Below are 16970 nucleotides of genomic sequence, written 5' to 3' on the forward strand. Positions count from 1 at the left end.
GCTGCGTAGTAAGAACGGGCGGCCGACCCGGAGACCGCTGCCGATGCGCCACGCCTTCGTCCACTTCGACCTCAACACCTCTGCCTTCGACGAGGTTCGTCGCTTCTACGAGACGTTGTTCGACTGGACGTTCGTCGACCTGGACGTGGGCGGGAACGGCCCGTACGCGCAGATTCGCCCGCCCTCGGGGCCGGGCGGTGGTCTGCAGCCCAACCCCATGCCGTCGGCCCCTTCCCAGTGGGTGCCCTACGTGGGAGTCGAGGATCTGCGGGCCACGCTCGAGCAAGTGCGCAAGGCCGGCGGCACCATCATCGTGGACTACATGGCCACTGGCTTCGGCGCCCAGGCCATCGTGCAGGATCCGGGCGGTACTCAGCTCGGATTGGTCGAGATCGCGGTCGTGCAGGCCGAGGCCGAGGTCGTCGAGGCGGAGGTCGTCGAGGCGGAGGTCGTCGAGGAAGCAGAGGTCGTCGCGGAGACGGAGGAACCCGAGATCGTGGTCGAGGCGGAGCTCGTCATGGAGACCGAAGCACCCGCTCCCGCGCCCAAGGGCAAGAAGAAGCGCGCCACCAAGGGCAAGAAGGCCGCTGCCGAGGCACCGGCCAAGACGAGCAAGAAGGGGCGAACGAAGGGCAAGAAGGCCGCTACCGAGGTCGTCGCGCAGGCCGAGCCCATGGAAGAGGTGGCCGCGGAGGCACCCGAGGAAGTCGTGGAGGCCGAGCAGACTCCCGAAGCACCGAAGGCCGACGAGACGAGCGACATCGCGATCGAGCCGCCCGCCGAGGAGACCAAGAAGGCTTCCCCGAAGAAGGCCGCCACCAAGAAGGCTTCCGCAAGGAAAGCCCCAGCCAAGAAGACTCCCGCAAAGAAAGCCTCCTCCAGGAAGGCTCCGGCCAAGAAGGCCGCCACCAAGAAGACTTCCCCGAAGAAGGCCGCCACCAAGAAGGCTTCCGCAAGGAAAGCCCCAGCCAAGAAGACTCCCGCGAAGAAAGCTTCCTCCAGGAAGGCTTCCGCCAAGAAGGCTGCTACCAAGAAGACCCCACCCAAGAAGGCTTCCGCCAAGAAGGCTTCCGCCAAGAAGACTGCCGCCAAGAAGGCTCCCACCAAGAAGACCCCAGCCAAGAAGGCCACCGCCAAGCGCGGTCGTCGCTAGCGCCGATCAGCAAGCGGGCTGCGATGGCCGGGTTTCCCATCACGGCGTGGGCGATGCGGCACCCCTGGGGTGCCGACACCACCGCGGTGCTCGATCACCTCCGAGCTCCTCGCGGCGCCCCCCTGGCGGCAACCACGACAGCACCAGAGCTGGCGACCTCGCTGCTCGACGAGCTCGCGCCCGCTTGTGCCAAGGCCTGCGCTCGCTGGGGTGCTTCTCGCGTGGCATCGATCCTCGGCAGTGCGGCCCCGACCGTCGAGCACCCGCTCAGCCGGCTCGCGCAGACGCTGGCCCTCGTCCGTCGTCACACGGGAATCGGCGGCGCCGCCTATCACATCGCGTCCACCGAGACCGGCGGGGTCAAGGCCCTCGCCTCGGCCGATCGCATGCTGCGAGCCTCGCTCGCCGATGCGGTGCTGGTCGGCGGCATCGACGACGATCATGGAGCGCTGCTGCTCGTCGAGCGCCACGGCACCTCGTTCGTCGACCTCCATGCCAGTGCCGAGGCCACCGGAGCCACCGATCATTCCACGCTGGACGAGGCCGCGGCCGCACGAACCATCGCCGCCGCCTGGGCGGTGGGTGGACGAGCGCCGCTGGGCTACGTGCACGTCCACGCGGACGACGACGATCCCCACGCCGCGGCCGAGCGGCGCGTGATCCACTCGGTGGTCGGCGACGTGCCGTGCTGCGCGACGCGACGCCGGCTGGGCTCGGCAGGAGCAGGTGCTGGTGCCATCGACGTGGCCCTGGCCGCCGCATCGCTCTCCCGCGGCTTCACCCCCGAGCCCCATCCCCGCGAGCTCGAGCACGATCGCGTGCTGCTCCACGCCTTCTCTCCTCGTGGGCATCACGTGACTCTGCTGCTCGAGGCACGCGAGTGATGGCGACCCACCGCGCGCACCCGAGCCCACGCGCCTTCGTATTCGCGGCCGCATGGTGGGACACCGACGCCGGGCCACCACGGGCCGAGCTGCTCCCTCGCGACGTTCGCCTCGGCGCGAGCTTCTCCGCTCGCATCCTCGCACACGTCCTCGACCGCATCGCCGAGCGATCACCCCGCCCGTTGCACGAGCTGCCGTGGGTACTGGGCGCCTCCGAGGACACCCACGAGCTTCCCCTCGAGCTGCGCAACGTGTTGTCCCCGACCCACGGGCTGGCCTGCGTCCACGCGGGTCCGGCGACGGTGGCCATGGCCTTGCTCGAAGCGCTCGGCACCTTGGCCGACCACGAGGCCGTGCTCGTCGCCTTCGTCCAGGGAGCCGGCCCGCCGCACCACGACCCCTTGGCCTCGACCCTGGTGCTGTCCCGCGAGCCCGGTCCCGAGCCCGCCCTCCTGCTCGAGCCTCCTGCTCTGCGTCGGGTTGCCGCGGGGCCGATCCGCTCGACCACTCCGTTCGCGGCCGCGCGATCCATCGCTCGTGCCGCGACCGTGGGCCAGCCTACGGTGGAAACGATTCCGTCCAACCAGCTCGATCGCCGGGATTGCTGGCAAATCCGGCTTCATGCGCCAGGTTGACTACAATGCCGCGCGTGACCACTGTCCCCCGCACCCACTTCGGGCCGATCCCGATCTTGGATTGCATCGATCGGGATCGGTCTACGTCACGACGCAGCCGCGGGCCCCAACGGTCGGAGCCTGCAGGCAGAAAGAGGACCCGTATGACAGCATCGACTCGAGGACGTTGGCTGGGCGTTGCGCTTGCGACTGGCATGGGGCTCACGAGCTTCGTACTCGCCACCGATGCCGATGCGGCCCCGACTCCGGGCAACAAGATCCGCGGTAGAGGCGGAAACTTCGGAGTGGGCCTCAGCCTCGGCGACCCGATGGGCGCCTCCATGAAGTACTTCATGGCCCCCAACCACGCGCTCCAGGGTGACATCGGCTGGGCCCCCCTCCACCACGGCAACGGGCGCTTCGGCTTCGACTACCTGTGGCACCCCGGCACCTTCGTCTCCAACTCCGACATCGACCTGGTGCCCTACCTCGGTCTGGGTATCGGCATGGCCTTCTGGGGTGGCCACTACTATCACGGCTACTATCACGGCCGTAACGACTACTACCACCGAGGCGGCGGGGTGGCGATGCTCCTTCGAGCACCGATCCTGGGCATCGGCATCCACTGGAAGAAGGCCCCGCTCGACACCATGTTCGAGGGCTCTTGGTCGCCGTACATCATCTTGCCGCACCTTCCGCACGGCGATTTCTCGTTCAAGATCCGGTACTATTTCTAGCCCCCCGCGACCGGCTTGCGGCTTGCGGTGCAGCCAGCTTGCCCCCCGTAGGGGGGCATTCGGAGGGCGAACGGAGCGCTCTACTCTGCTCGCCCCGCGACCGGCTTGCGGCTTGCGACCCGCCGCCGCTCAGCGGCGCTCCAGCAGCATTGGAGCGCCGCCGTCGTGGTGCAGCGTGAACATCGGGCGCGACCGATACTCGACGCCGGGCACGACGCGAGGAGCGAAGCGACGGGCCATGGTCGCGATGATCAGCTTTGCCTCGATGAACGCGAGCTGCTTGCCGATGCACAGGCGGGGGCCGGCGCCGAACGGCATGTAGGCAAAGCGCGGGGGCCGTTGGCCATGCTCGGGGTCGAAGCGCTCGGGGTCGAAGCGCTCGGGGTCGGGCCAGTGGACGGGATCGTGGTGGAGCACGTACGGGCTCACGAACACCAGCGAGTTCGCAGGGATCGTGTATCCACCCAGCTCCTGGTCTCCCACGGGCTGGCGCGCCAGCATGAACGCCGAGGGGTGCAGCCGCAGGGTCTCGTCGAGCACCTGCTGCATGTAGCGAAGCCTCGAGACGTCCTCGATGGTCGGCACCCGATCACCGAGCACCTCGTCGAGCTCCGCGTGCAGGCGTCGCTCCACCTCCGGGTGGCGAGCCAGGAGGACCCAGACCCAGGTGAGCGCGGTGGACGTCGTCTCGAAGCCTGCGAAGAACGTGATCAGGATCTGGTCGCGCAGCAACTCGTCGCTCAAGCCTTCGCCCGTCTCGGGGTCCCGCGCGGCCAGCAGCAGGCCCAGCAGATCCTCACGCTCGACCCCCTCCGCGAGCTCGCGCCGGCGTTGCTCGATGATGGGCCCGATGATCGAGTCGAGCACTCGGGTGGCTCGGCGCATGCGCACGTTGGCCGGCGTGGGCCACCGTGCGGACAGCTGTACCGGTGACATGAGCCGCCGCGTGACATACTCGTTGATCACGTTCCAGGCGGCCAGCAGCCCGTCGATGCTCGACTCGACCCCCGTCGAGAACATCGCACGCACGAACACTTCCTGGGTGAGGCGCGCCATCTCCTCGGCCATGAGGATCGGGGTGCCGGTGCCGGCGTCTCGCTCCCAGCGGCTGCGGACACGGTGGACGTCGCGCAGGATCGAGGGCACCAGCGCAGCCAGTCGCTCACGTGAGAACGCGGGCTGCATCGTCCGGCGCAAGAAGAGCCAGGTCTCGCCCTCGACGAACAGCAATCCGTGCCCGAACACGGGACCGGCCGAGCCATTCAGCCTCTCGTCCCGAATGAAGTTGCGCCATCGCAGCTGCAGGACCTGGCCCACGAGCTCCGGCTCGTTGACGAGGAACACGCGCACCCTCCCCAGCGTGCCGAGGCTCATCACCCCCCGCCACCTTCGGGATGCATCGAGCAAGCAACCCAGCATGTCGCGCTTGAACGCCAGGCCTAGTCCAATGAATGGGAGCCGCCGCGGGCCCGGAGGCTGGACCATGCGGCCATGGTACTTCGAATTCGAGTTCGAACGCGCGCGCGGCGACAGCCGCGACCACCCACATGCGCGAGTCCGAGACCGACGATGAGCGAGTATGCCCTCGACTCACCGCACGAGCTCGGTGCGGGTCGCGAGCTGCTCCCGGACCAACGTGAGGAGCTCGCGGCGCTGCACGGGCTTGCAGATGTAGCCATCCATGCCCGCGTCGAGGCAGCGCTGGCGGTCGGAGGGCATGGCGTGAGCGGTCATGGCCACGATCGGCACGTGGAGATCCGCCCCTCGCTCGCGCTTGCGTAGCTCCGCCGTCGTCTGCAGCCCGTCCATCCCCGGCATCTGCACGTCCATGAGCACCAGATCGTAGCGGGTGCTCCCGGCTCGATCGAGCGCCTCCTGGCCGTTGCTCGCCACGTCCACCCGGCAGCCAAGCCCCTCGAGCATGCGGCGCGCGACCTTTTGGTTGATCACGTTGTCCTCCACGACCAGCACGTGGGCATCGGCTTCCTCGAGCCTCATCGACGACGAGCTCTCGTCGACGGAGTCGGTCACCGACGAAGCCTCGGCCTCTGGAAGCGGCAACGAGACCGAGAACGTCGACCCGCGGCCCAGCTCGCTCTCGAGCCGGATCTCGCCCTCCATCAGGGTCACGAGCTCGCGCACGATGGCCAGGCCGAGCCCCGTGCCCGCGTGGGTCTTGGTGGTCGACATGTCGCCCTGCTGGAAGTACTCGAACACCGCCTCGCGATCGGCGAGAGCAATGCCAACGCCCGTGTCCTGCACGGAGATCCTCACCCACGAGGCCCCCCTGCGCGGCTCGAGCTCGACCGTGGCCCTCACCCACCCCTTGTTGGTGAACTTGACCGCGTTGCCGACGAGGTTGATGAGGATCTGGCGGATCCGCCCCGGATCACCTTGCACGTGCACCGGAGCATCGGGCGCATGATGAGCCCGAAGCTCCAGGCCCTTGGTGTCGGCGAGCACGCCCACTTGATCGATCACGTCCCTCACCAACGCCCGCAGATCGAACACGGTGCGGTCCAGCACCACGCGTCCCGCCTCGATCTTCGAGAAGTCGAGCACGTCGTTCAGCAAGTCGAGCAGCGCGACCCCCGAGCCGTGGGCCGTCCTGGCGTAGTCGCGCTGCACCTGATCGAGGCGCGTGTCGAGCAGCAGCCCCAGCATCCCGAGCACACCGTTCAAGGGGGTGCGGATCTCGTGGCTCATGTTGGCCAGGAAGCGCGCCTTGGCATCGGCCGCCGCAGTGGCCTCGTCGCGGGCGTTCACCAGCGCGGCCTCGGTGTGCATGCGCAGGCGCTCGAACGTATAGGCGATCGCCGTGAGCCCCGTGGTCACCATCGCCATGCCGATCAACCACTCGGTGCTCTCGTCGTCACCCCGTGTGATGAGCAGGGCGAAGGTCAGCTCGCCCATCGCCCACCACACCCAGCCATGGGCTCCCCCGGCCAGCAAGGTCACCACCAGGGGGGTGGCAAGCAACCCGAGCACGGGGGCCTCGAGCGCAGCCGTGCCCAGCGTGGCGCTGAGCAGCACCGGGAGCACCAGGCACGATGCGATCAAGTGGGCCATCGTCGTGGAGCGCGCGCCGATGCGGATCAGCAACAGCAACACCAGCGCTCCCACGATGCCCACGGCCGAGACGAGGGCGTCCTCGTGGCTCCCAGCGGCCAGCTGGATCCCCATGGAGATCGGGATCGAGATCACCCCGAGCACCACCACGATCAAGGCGGCCCGAGTGCGGCGCAGCTCGTCTCCTCCCTGCTCGCGAACCGACGGAGCGACGAAGCGATCGCCGAGCTCCGCCAGCCGGACGACGATGCGCTCGAGCGTGCCTCGAGAGGTGCCTTCAGTCGTCTGCAACAACCGACCAGCCTACTCCACGATACCGAAGCTTGCCCGTGTCCGGTGACGATTGCGACTCGAGTCACGTGAGCGCAACACTCGTCGCGTGGCCATCTGCCGTGGCCATCCGCCCGTGGCCTCCGCCGTGGCGGACGTATTTGGGACACCTGCGAAGAGCTCGCGATCCTCGATGCGCACGAGACCCGGTACGCGTGCCGCGATGTGACCGACCGCGGCAACCCATCGGGCCCGGGCTCGGGCACGCACGCTTCCCACGCTCGCTCGTCGATGAGCCCCCGCAAACTGCGCGAGAACGAGCGAATTCGACGCTCCAGCACCGGATCCGTCGTGGGTGAGCTAGCTCGCTGCCCGTGCGCGTCGGCCCCGCAATAGTGGTTGGCTGGCCTGCACGGCGCGTGTCACCCTGTGCCCCGCCATGACCAAGGTTGCGCTCATCACTGGGGTCACGGGGCAAGACGGCTCCTACCTCGCCGAGGTGCTGCTCGAGAAGGGCTACCAAGTCCACGGCATCGTCCGGCGCACGTCCATGTTCAACCGCGGTCGAATCGAGGACCTGCGGCGCCAGGTCGGCGGTGACCGCTTCGGGCTGCACTACGGCGACCTCGGCGACAGCAGCAGCCTGCACCGCGTGGTCTCGATGGTGCGACCCGACGAGGTCTACAACCTCGCGGCCCAGAGCCACGTGGGGATCTCGTTCGAGCAGCCCGAGTACACCACCGACGTCACGGGGACCGGGGTGCTGCGCCTGCTCGAGGCCATTCGCAGCGCCAAGCTGGAGTCGCGGTTCTACCAGGCGAGCACCTCGGAGCTCTATGGCCTGGTACAGGAGGTCCCGCAGACCGAGACCACTCCGTTCTACCCGCGCTCGCCCTACGCGGTGGCCAAGCTCTACGGCTACTGCATCGTTCGCAATTATCGCGAGGGCTACGGGATGCACGCCAGCAACGGGATCCTGTTCAACCACGAGTCTCCGCGCCGCGGTGAGAACTTCGTGACCCGCAAGATCACGCTCTCGCTGGCCCGCATCCGTCACGGCAAGCAGCAGACCCTGCGCCTGGGCAACATGAACGCCAAGCGCGACTGGGGCTTTGCCAAGGACTACGTCGAGATGATGTGGATGATGCTCCAGCAGGACGAGCCCGACGACTACGTGGTCGCCACCGGCGAGACCCACACCGTGCGCGAGTTCGTGCAGTACGCGGCCAACGTCGCGGGCTTCGACCTGCAGTGGGAGGGCGAGAACGAGGGCGAGAAGGCCCGCGATCGCGCCACCGGCAAGGTGGTGGTCGAGGTCGACCCCAAGTTCTACCGCCCCACCGAGGTCGACCTGCTCATCGGCGACCCCACCAAGGCCAAGGAGAAGCTCGGCTGGGTCCCGCAGGTGAAGTTCGCCGAGCTGGCCGAGATGATGATGAAGGCCGATCTCGAGCTGGTGGCATCGGGGCGCGATGACGGCTGACCGTTCCGCCGAGCAGGGGGTATTCGCGGCCGCGCAGCGCTTCGGCGTGCGCACGGTGGAGCTCGAGGGCTTGCCGTTCCTCGACGTGGACGCCGAGCGCTTCGTGCGGCTGGTCGTGGACGAGAGCCGGGCCGGGCGCGGCGGCTGGGTGATCACGCCCAACACCGACATCCTGCGGCAGGTCCACGAGGACCGGCAGATCCATGCCCTGGTGGCCTCGGCCGACGCGCTGGTCGCCGACGGCATGCCGCTCATCTGGGCCAGCCACGTGCAGCGCACCCCGCTGCGAGGTGGGCGGATCTGCGGGTCCGACCTCATCTACAGCATCCCGGCGGCGGCGGCCCGGGCCGACCGCTCGCTCTACCTGTTGGGGGGCGCTGGCGACACGGGCGACCGGACCAAGCAAGAGCTGCAAGCCCGCAACCCGGGCCTGCGCATCGTGGGGACCCACTCGCCTCCGTTCGGGTTCGAGAAGCAGCCGCAGGAGCTGGAGGCCATGCGGCACCTGCTGGCCGAGGCCAAGCCCGACATCGTGTTCGTGGCGCTCTCGTTTCCGAAGGGCGAGCGGCTCATCGCCCAGCTCCGCGATCAATTGCGCGACGTGTTGCCCGCCGCGTGGTGGATCGGCGTGGGCGCGGCGTTCGACTTCGTGGCCGGCGCCATCGAGCGCGCGCCCGGGTGGATGCAGCAGACCGGCACCGAGTGGGTGTTTCGCATGGTCAAGGACCCCAAGCGCCTCGTGCGGCGCTACCTCGTGCACGACCTGCCCTACGCGGGGGTCCTGTTCGCCGACGCGGTGCGACGGCGCCTGACTGGCCCCTCCTGATTTTCCGCCTCTCGATTCTCTCGCTTCGGATCCTCGATCACCGGCCCCACGCGGCCGCATGGAGCACTCGTCATGCTCGTCCCGCTCATCCTCTCCGGGGGCTCCGGCACGCGCCTTTGGCCCCTGTCCCGCCGCCTCCACCCCAAGCAGCTGCTCCCGCTGACCGGGGCGGCCACCATGCTGCAGCAGACGGTGAAGCGGGTCGCGGGGCTGCCCGATCTGAGCGCGCCGCTGGTGGTGTGCAACGTGGATCATGCGGCGCTGGTGGAGGCGCAGCTCCAGGAGATCGGCACGCCGCCGCAGGCGATCGTGCTCGAGCCGGTCGGTCGCAACACCGCCCCCGCAGTGGCCCTGGCCGCGCTGGGGGTGCTGCACACGGCGGGGCCCGGGGACGATCCGCTGCTGCTGGTGCTGCCCGCCGATCACGTGGTGCTCGACGTGCCTGCATTCCAGGCGGCGGTCGTCGAGGGACGAGCGCACGCCGAGGCGGGCAAGCTGGTGACCTTCGGGATCGTGCCGCTGTCGCCCCACACCGGCTATGGCTACATCCGGGCGGCCACGCCCGGCCAGACCTCGGCGGTGCAGCAGTTCGTGGAGAAGCCCGACCGCGCCACCGCCGAGGGCTACCTGGCCGCGGGAGGCCACTACTGGAACAGCGGCATGTTCCTGCTGTCGGCGCGCACCTACCTCGAGGAGCTGCGCGTGCACCGGCCGCAGATGGTGCAGGCCTGCGAGCGTGCGCTGGCCCGGGCCCAGGGCGAGGGCGTGCTGGTGCGCGTGGACGCCGAGGCATTCGCCGCCTGCCCCTCCGACTCGATCGACTACGCGGTGATGGAGAAGACCTCCCGCGCGATGGTGGTACCGATGGACGTGGGCTGGAACGACGTGGGCTCGTGGGCCGCGGTGCACGAGGTGAGCTCACAGGACGCCGACGCCAACAGCACGGTGGGCGACGTGGTGGCGATCGACTGCGAGGGCAGCCACCTGCACGCACGCAGCCGGCTGATCGCCGCGGTGGGCGTGCACGACATGGTGGTGGTGGAGACCGAGGACGCCGTGCTGGTGGCGCCCCGTGCTCGCAGCCAGGACGTCAAGCGGGTGGTCGAGCGGCTCGAGGCCCAGAGCCGGCTCGAGGCCGTCGGGCATCGCACGCAGACGATGCCGTGGGGCAGCATGCGGCGGGTCGAAGCGTCGGCCCCGGCCACGGTGTGGTCGCTGACGATCGCGACGGGGCGGCACACGCCGCGCGAGGTCCATGCTGCGTGGCGACGCCGGCTGGTGGTGGTGGCGGGCAAGGGGCTGCTGCGGCTGACCGAGGGGTATGACGTGCGCACGCTGGAGCCTGGAGTCAGCGAGGTGATCGAGGCGGGGACCGGATACCTGCTCGCGGCCGACGATGGCGGGGCGCTCGAGCTGCTGGCCGTGGATCTGCCGGCGTAGCGTTCTGCACACATCGAGCGCGCGCTCATGCGAGGGCACGCACGCCTGCGAGCCAATCGATTCCTCGTTGACGTCTGTACCCGTCCGAGCGTGTCCGCGCGATTGCGAAAGCACTGCGAGCCATCGCAAGGTGGCCAACGTCTCGCTTGTCTGCGTGGGCAGCGCCGGGAATCATAGTCTCATCAATCGGTCAATCGGGGGCCGTTCCCCCCAATTGCCCGCACGGGCTTGGACGGGGAAATTCTGGTGGCACATTCGATCCCCGAGGCGCCGAGCTGATATCCTCGTGAGCCAGCTAGCCCTGGCTACTCCCGAAGGAGGGCATCGCAATGGCTCCTCGACACCTTGCATTGATCACCCTTGGCACCTTGCTCACCGCGTGTGGCGACCCTGCTCCCCCGAACTCCGAAGGCGACGGCAGCGGCGAGGACACCACCCTGCCCGGAACGACCACGGAGCCAGGGCCCACGACCTCGACCACCAACCCGGGCACGTCGAGCAACAGCGGGACCACCAGCACCACGGAGCCCGATCCCACCACCGGCAGCGATCCCGATGATACGGGTCCCTCGGTCTACTTCGACCTCGGGGTCATTCCCGACTCGCCGATGTTCTGCGAGGAGGGCACGGGCGAGGTCGAGTTCTCGTACATCTGGGTCGCCAACAGCACCCAGAGCACGATCTCCAAGATCAACACCGAGACGCTGGTGGAAGAGGGGCGCTACTACACGCGGCCCGACCTCAACGGCAGCCCCTCGCGCACCTCGGTGAGCCTCACCGGCAACGTGGCCACCGCCAATCGCAACGGCGGCCTGACCAAGTTCTACGCGCGACCCGAGCGCTGTGACCCCGGCGCCAACGGGATCCTCAGCACCTCCACCGGTCCCGCCGACATCAAGGCGTGGGACGACGAGGAGTGCCGCGCCTGGCACACGCCCATGGCCTACAGCTCGCAGCGCCCCGTGGCCTGGACGCAGGGCGTGTTCAACGAGACCTCCTGCGAGATCGAGGACGAGAAGGTTTGGACCGCGGGCGCCAACGGCAGCAACATCGAGGTGCTGCTGGTCGACGGCGATACGGGCGTCATCGAGGCCACCGTCCCCATCCCCGGCGTCAACGCCAACTTCTACGGGATCTACGGGGCTGCGGTGGACTCCGAGGGCAACTTCTGGGGCAGTCAGCTCAGCCAGGGCACCGTGGTCAACGTCGACCTGCAGACCCTCGCCGTGCAGACCTGGCCGATGGCCACGAGCGGCTACGGCATGACCGTCGACCAAGATGGCTACGTGTGGACGTGCTCGAGCATGGCGGCGCGCTTCGACCCCGTCACCGAGACCTGGCAGACGGCCAACGTCGGCGCGAGCGGTGGCTGCATGCCCGACGGCGGCAACATCCTGTGGATGGCCGGCAGCACGCTGCGAGGCATCAACCGCCAGACCCTGGCCATCGAGTACAGCATCCCGCTGCCGAGCTACGTCCACGGCGTGAGCGTCGACTACCAGGGCTACGTGTGGGGCGTGTCGATGGGCACCAACGCCTACCGCGTCGACCCCTCCACCGGGCTGATCGACACCGTTGGCGGTCTCGTCGGGCCCTATACCTACAGCGACATGACCGGCTTCGCGCTCAACAACGTGGGCGGCGGCGGGGCACCTAGCGGCTGATCCTGCCCGAAGGTCGTGCGACGGCCGGCTGATCCGGCGGGCTGATCCTGCCCGGGCTGGGCTGGGCTGATCCTGCCCGAAGGTCGTGCGAGGCTGATCCAGCTGCCGCGGGCTGCCCGAAGGTCGTGCGCGGTGCTCGCGTCGACGTCGTACCTGCGGCTGATCCTGCCCGAAGGTCGTGCGCGGGGGCTGGATCCTGCCCGGGCTGGATCCTGCCCGAAGGTCGTGCGCGGGCGGCTGATCCTTGGATCCTGCCCGAGGCTCGAGTGGGATCCTGCCCGGGGAGTGGGATCCTGCCCGAAGGTCGTGCGCGGTTGGATCCTGCCCGGGCGGATCCTGCCCGAAGGTCGTGCGAAGGGGGGTCCGCGCGGGGAGATCCTAACCGAAGGTCGTGTGGGATGCGGACTTGCTCGCGTCGACGTCGTACCAGACGTGAGAAAAGTCGACGATCAGAACCCCGATTCAGTTGCTATCATGCGACCCATCCGGGTCGTGCCCGGATCCTGTATCTGAAGGAGTGGAGCGATGTCGAGCGGACGATGGGGACTGGTGTGCTGGATGGGGGCGCTCACGCTGGCGTGTGGCGATCCCAGCCCGGGAGATACCGCAGCCGAGGGAAGCGGAGGCTCGACCTCCGACGACCCCACCACGACCAGCACCACGGGACCGGGCACGACGACGAGCAACAGCGACACGTCAACCCCGACCAGCACGAGCAACAGCACCACCGGTGATCCCTCCACGAGCAGCGATCCCGACGACACCGGTCCCTCGGTCTACTTCGACCTCGGTGTCATCCCCGACTCGCCGATGTTTTGCGAGGAGGGCACGGGTGACGTCGAGTTCTCGTACATCTGGATCGCCAACAGCACCCAAGGGACGATCTCCAAGATCAACACCGAGACGCTGATCGAGGAGGGCCGGTACCAGACGCGACCCGACACCAGCGGCAGCCCCTCGCGCACCTCGGTGAGTCTCACCGGCAACGTGGCCGTGGCCAATCGCTCGGGCGGCCTGACCAAGTTCTACGCGCGACCCGAGCGCTGCGACCCCGGCGCAAACGGGCTCCTCAGCACCTCCACTGGTGCGGGCGATATCAAGGCGTGGGACCAGGAGGAGTGCCGCGCCTGGTACATCCCCATGAACTACCCCTCGCAACGCCCGGTAGCGTGGACGCAAGGCGTGTTCAACGAGGCGCTGTGCGTCATCGAGGACGAGAAGGTGTGGACCTCGGGCACCGTCGGCAACGGCGTCGAGGTGGTCCTCGTCGACGGCGACACCGGCGTCATCGAGGCCACCGTCCCCATTCCGGGGGTCAACGCGGGCTACTATGGGATCTACGGGGCCGCGGTGGACTCCGAGGGCAACTTCTGGGGCAGCCAGCTGGGCGGCGGTACCCTGGTCAACGTCGACCTGCAGACCCTCGCCGTTCAGACCTGGCCCACCCCCGCCGGTGGCTACGGCATGACCGTCGATCAGGACGGCTACGTGTGGACGTGCTCCTATGACGCCGGCCGCTTCGACCCGGTCACCGAGACCTGGCAGCAAGCCAGCGTCAACGGTAGCGGCGGCTGCATGTCCGATGGCGGCGACATCCTGTGGATGGCCAACAGCCCCATGGTCGGTATCAACCGGCACACACTGGCGGTCGAGTACAGCATCCCACTGCCCGAGTACGTGCACGGCGTGAGCGTGGACTACCAGGGCTACGTGTGGGGCGTGGGGATGAGCACCAGCGCCTACCGGGTGGACCCGAATACGGGGCTCTACGATACGGTGGGGGGGCTGGTGAATCCGTATACGTATAGCGACATGACCGGCTTCGCGCTCAACAACGTGGGCAACGGCGGAGCGCCGAGCGGCTGATTTCCCGCCGAAGATCCTGCCCGGAAGATCCTGCCCGAAGGTCGGGCAACGCGGGATCCTGCCCGAAGGTCGCGCGCCGGGCGGAAGATCCTGGGGGAAGATCCTGCCCGAAGGTCGCGCGCCGGGGGGCGCGAGCGCGGGGAAAGATCCTGCCCGAAGGTCGCGCGCCGGGGGGCGCGCGCGCGGGATCCAAGGGTCCTGCCCGAAGGTCGCGTGACCCTGCTCTGCTCGGGGTCCCGAAGGGTCCTGCCCGAAGGTCGCGTGACCCGTGACCCTGCTCTGCTCTGTCCCGAAGGTGCCGCGACCTGATTCGTGAGCATGAGCACATCCTCGTAGTCCCTTTCGCTGCAACGAGTCTCAGGGGTGGCCGATGTCAGGGTTGTGACCCCTCCTCGTCAGATCCTCCCCGGGCAACTCTGCTTCGTCACCGTCCGTGCGGTCAACCGTGCGTACCGGTTCGCTCCAAACCCTCGAGCTCTCCGAGTCATCTGGTACTGCCTCGCCGTCACCCTCGACAAATACCGTGGGAGCATCGACGTTCACGAGTTTCTCTGGATGTCCAACCACTATCACATGGTCGTGACCGATCGAGCCGGTTGCCTGCCCGCATTCATGGGTGAGCTGAACTCACTCCTGGCCCGGGCCCTCAATGCCTTGTACGGCATCCAAGGTACCGCCGTCGAGAAGGGCTACAACCTCGTCGCAGTCACCACGACGGGCAAGCTGGTCGAGCACTGCGTCTACACGCTCGCCAACCCCTGCAGCGCACACCTCGTCGAGCGTAGCAAGCAATGGCTTGGGGTCTCATCGCGCTCGCTCGAGTATGGCATGCCCATCACGGTCGAGCGTCCCACCGAAGGATTGTGGAGAGGGCACTGCCGGCATGTCGAACGAGAGGCATCGCGCACTTCGAAGCGAGCGAGCTTCGGGGGGCGAAGCAAGCTACCCGAAACGGTGCAGTTGGTGCTCACACGACCACCGATCATGCTCGATCTCTCGGATGGCGAACTTCGGCAACACATCCGTCGCCGTCTCAGCGATCGCGAGCAGGCACTCGTAGAAGAGCGATGTGCACGACGGCAGCGAGTCATGGGATGGGCGGCCGCAACCCGGGTGAGCTTCCGAGACACTCCCCAGCCGACCGAGGAGCGGTTTGGCACCGTGCCGAGCTACTCGGCGGATGGCAAGGCAGCACGGATATCCGCATGGGAGCGACGGCGGGAGTTCTTGGCGCAGTACTACGATGCGCTACGACGCTTTCTCGATGGCGAATGGACGGCTGTGTTTCCCCTGGGTACATGGCTGATGAAGAGACGCTTCGGGGTCGTGTGCTGTCCGCTGCCGGCGACATGACGCACCGGGGGAGTCTCGTGGTGATGGTCGTGGCAAAGAAATTCCTTGACGACCCCCCGTGTGGCGCGTAGACCTTCTTCTGCGTCATCCCTTGGCAGGAGGCGCCATTCGGAATCCACGCCATGAACCGCTCCACCAACACCACCGCGATGCGCACCATCGATACGATGGTCGTGATCGTCGTACGCCCGCTCGTGGGCGATACGACCGTGTGTTGAGCGGTTCCCGGCGCGAAGACCGAACTCCAGTGGAGTGACGACGACCCGCCGGGAAGCCCGGCAGGGCCGCTCAGCACATTACTCGTCCTCGACCCGTCTCACTCGACCGCGTCTTGGCTCGAATCCGAGAGCCGAACGCCCAAGCTCGAGGCGGGCCCTCACCACCAATGCGCCAGTAGAGCCGCCACACAGGCCCGTGTAGCTCAGTGGCAGAGCAGCTCCCTCGTAACGAGCAGGGGTCGGTTCAATTCCGTCCGCGGGCTCCAACTCGGGCTCTCCGGCGCTTCGCTACCATGGCTCAGCGGGTAGAGCACGCCCTTGGTAAGGGCGAGGTCGCCGGTTCGAATCCGGCTGGTAGCTCGAGAGCACGACCTTCGGGAAGGCAAGAACAACCATGGCTCAGCGGGTAGAGCACGCCCTTGGTAAGGGCGAGGTCGCCGGTTCGAATCCGGCTGGTAAGAACAACCATGGCTCAGCGGGTAGAGCACGCCCTTGGTAAGGGCGAGGTCGCCGGTTCGAATCCGGCTGGTAGCTCAAGAACACCGAGAACACGACCTTCGGGAAGGCAAGAAGAGAGATGCGGGAAGGCAAAAAAGACACCGAGAACACGACCTTCGGGAAGGCAAGAGAGAGAGGAAGGAGGACCACGATGAGCGATGATGGCGATCCCCACGGAGCAGTGGCGCAGAGGTAGCGCGACTCGTTGTCAGCGAGAAGGTCGCGGGTTCGATTCCCGTCTGCTCCGCCGTTCGGCGTGCCAAGAGCACCTCGCACGTCCCCATGCACACTGGCTCGTAGCTCAGCGGGAGAGCGGCTGTCTTACAAACAGTATGCCGTCGGTTCGAATCCGACCGGGCCTACCAATGAATCACCAATTGCGGAGTAGGGAAGTGGCTGTTCCCGCGGGTCTCATAAGCCCGAGATCGTCGGTTCGAATCCGTCCTCCGCAACCAATCGGCCTCACCCAAACAGCATCAACGCACTGAAGGCCAGCGAGAGGATCGCGTAGAACTCGGGGAAGACCGCCAGCAGCATCGCCTGGGCAGTGGTCATCCGCTCGGCATTGATGCTCTGGATCCCCGAGGCACACACCCGCCCCTGCCACCAGCCCGAGAACAAACAGGCGAGCCCGGTGAGCAGACCACAGGCAAAGACGGTCGCATAGCGCCCCTCCTCGAGCGGCTGCAGGCAGAGGTAGCCGACCGCGAAGCTGTAGAGGCCCTGGGTGCCCGGCAGCACCGACACCGCGAGGCCGCTGTTGCGCGCCTCCGGCCGCATGCCACACGCGGCACTCCCGGCAATGGCCAACCCGATGGCCGAACCGGCCAACCCCAGACCCAGACCCGCAAGGCCCAGGTGCGCCATGGTCTGTGCAAAGATCTCCTCCATCGTT

At 67.7% G+C, this 16970-nt stretch carries 13 protein-coding genes and 5 tRNA genes; 15 read left to right on the plus strand and 3 right to left on the minus strand.

The genetic code is table 11. The features are described from left to right. Nucleotides 1-43 precede the first annotated feature (43 nt). The 4 genes from OEB96_RS44255 to OEB96_RS44270 all read left to right on the plus strand — a co-directional run bounded on the left by OEB96_RS44255 (nt 44) and on the right by OEB96_RS44270 (nt 3388). The gene (locus tag OEB96_RS44255) at nt 44-1153 is read left to right on the plus strand and encodes a VOC family protein (protein ID WP_266223036.1); all 1110 of its coding nucleotides are present in this window, start codon (nt 44-46) and stop codon (nt 1151-1153) included. Nucleotides 1154-1176: 23 nt separating this feature from the next. Beyond that, the gene (locus OEB96_RS44260; protein WP_266223037.1) at nt 1177-2037 is read left to right on the plus strand and encodes a beta-ketoacyl-[acyl-carrier-protein] synthase family protein; all 861 of its coding nucleotides are present in this window, start codon (nt 1177-1179) and stop codon (nt 2035-2037) included. Beyond that, nucleotides 2037-2672 carry a hypothetical protein gene (locus tag OEB96_RS44265; protein ID WP_266223038.1) on the plus strand — a complete coding sequence of 212 codons (636 nt, stop codon included), beginning with the start codon at nt 2037-2039 and terminating at the stop codon, nt 2670-2672. The genes OEB96_RS44260 and OEB96_RS44265 overlap by 1 nt, the downstream gene beginning before the upstream one ends. A gap of 194 nt (nt 2673-2866) precedes the next feature. After that, the gene (locus OEB96_RS44270; protein WP_266223039.1) at nt 2867-3388 is read left to right on the plus strand and encodes a hypothetical protein; all 522 of its coding nucleotides are present in this window, start codon (nt 2867-2869) and stop codon (nt 3386-3388) included. Between the two features lie 129 nt (nt 3389-3517). On the opposite strand, the gene OEB96_RS44275 is transcribed toward OEB96_RS44270, so the two are convergent. Then, on the minus strand, nt 3518-4873 hold the full coding sequence (locus OEB96_RS44275; RefSeq protein ID WP_266223040.1) for a cytochrome P450: 1356 nt from the start codon (nt 4871-4873) through the stop codon (nt 3518-3520). A gap of 105 nt (nt 4874-4978) precedes the next feature. Then, nucleotides 4979-6748 carry a response regulator gene (locus tag OEB96_RS44280; protein ID WP_266223041.1) on the minus strand — a complete coding sequence of 590 codons (1770 nt, stop codon included), beginning with the start codon at nt 6746-6748 and terminating at the stop codon, nt 4979-4981. Nucleotides 6749-7166: 418 nt separating this feature from the next. Here OEB96_RS44280 and gmd point away from each other — a divergent pair, with 418 nt between their 5' ends. The 11 genes from gmd (at nt 7167) to OEB96_RS44335 (ending at nt 16530) form a co-directional block, all read left to right on the plus strand. Then, the gene (gene gmd / locus OEB96_RS44285) at nt 7167-8210 is read left to right on the plus strand and encodes a GDP-mannose 4,6-dehydratase (protein ID WP_266223042.1); all 1044 of its coding nucleotides are present in this window, start codon (nt 7167-7169) and stop codon (nt 8208-8210) included. After that, a complete protein-coding gene (locus OEB96_RS44290; protein WP_266223043.1) occupies nt 8200-9036 on the plus strand; it encodes a WecB/TagA/CpsF family glycosyltransferase in 837 nt (278 codons plus the stop codon). Before gmd ends, OEB96_RS44290 begins: the two co-directional genes overlap by 11 nt. A 72-nt stretch (nt 9037-9108) precedes the next feature. Then, nucleotides 9109-10476, plus strand: coding sequence for a mannose-1-phosphate guanylyltransferase/mannose-6-phosphate isomerase (locus tag OEB96_RS44295; RefSeq protein ID WP_266223044.1), 1368 nt, complete (start codon nt 9109-9111; stop codon nt 10474-10476). A gap of 329 nt (nt 10477-10805) precedes the next feature. Beyond that, nucleotides 10806-12140 carry a Vgb family protein gene (locus OEB96_RS44300; protein WP_266223045.1) on the plus strand — a complete coding sequence of 445 codons (1335 nt, stop codon included), beginning with the start codon at nt 10806-10808 and terminating at the stop codon, nt 12138-12140. A 525-nt stretch (nt 12141-12665) separates the two neighbouring features. Next, nucleotides 12666-14006, plus strand: coding sequence for an NHL repeat-containing protein (locus OEB96_RS44305; protein ID WP_266223046.1), 1341 nt, complete (start codon nt 12666-12668; stop codon nt 14004-14006). A 363-nt stretch (nt 14007-14369) separates the two neighbouring features. Continuing rightward, a complete protein-coding gene (locus tag OEB96_RS44310; RefSeq protein WP_266223047.1) occupies nt 14370-15359 on the plus strand; it encodes a hypothetical protein in 990 nt (329 codons plus the stop codon). A 410-nt stretch (nt 15360-15769) separates the two neighbouring features. Further along, nucleotides 15770-15843, plus strand: a tRNA-Thr gene (locus OEB96_RS44315). A gap of 21 nt (nt 15844-15864) precedes the next feature. Beyond that, nucleotides 15865-15937: transfer RNA gene (locus tag OEB96_RS44320), tRNA-Thr, on the plus strand. A gap of 104 nt (nt 15938-16041) precedes the next feature. Beyond that, nucleotides 16042-16108: transfer RNA gene (locus tag OEB96_RS44325), tRNA-Thr, on the plus strand. 142 nt (nt 16109-16250) lie between these two features. After that, nucleotides 16251-16322 (plus strand) — tRNA-Asp (locus OEB96_RS44330). 131 nt (nt 16323-16453) lie between these two features. Further along, a tRNA-Met gene (locus tag OEB96_RS44335) sits at nt 16454-16530 on the plus strand. A gap of 7 nt (nt 16531-16537) precedes the next feature. On the opposite strand, the gene OEB96_RS44340 is transcribed toward OEB96_RS44335, so the two are convergent. Next, the gene (locus OEB96_RS44340) at nt 16538-16966 is read right to left on the minus strand and encodes a hypothetical protein (protein ID WP_266223048.1); all 429 of its coding nucleotides are present in this window, start codon (nt 16964-16966) and stop codon (nt 16538-16540) included. Between the last annotated feature and the right edge of the window lie 4 nt (nt 16967-16970).

Origin of the sequence: Paraliomyxa miuraensis (assembly GCF_026337845.1) — a bacterium.
Classification (GTDB): domain Bacteria; phylum Myxococcota_A; class Polyangia; order Nannocystales; family Nannocystaceae; genus Paraliomyxa; species Paraliomyxa miuraensis.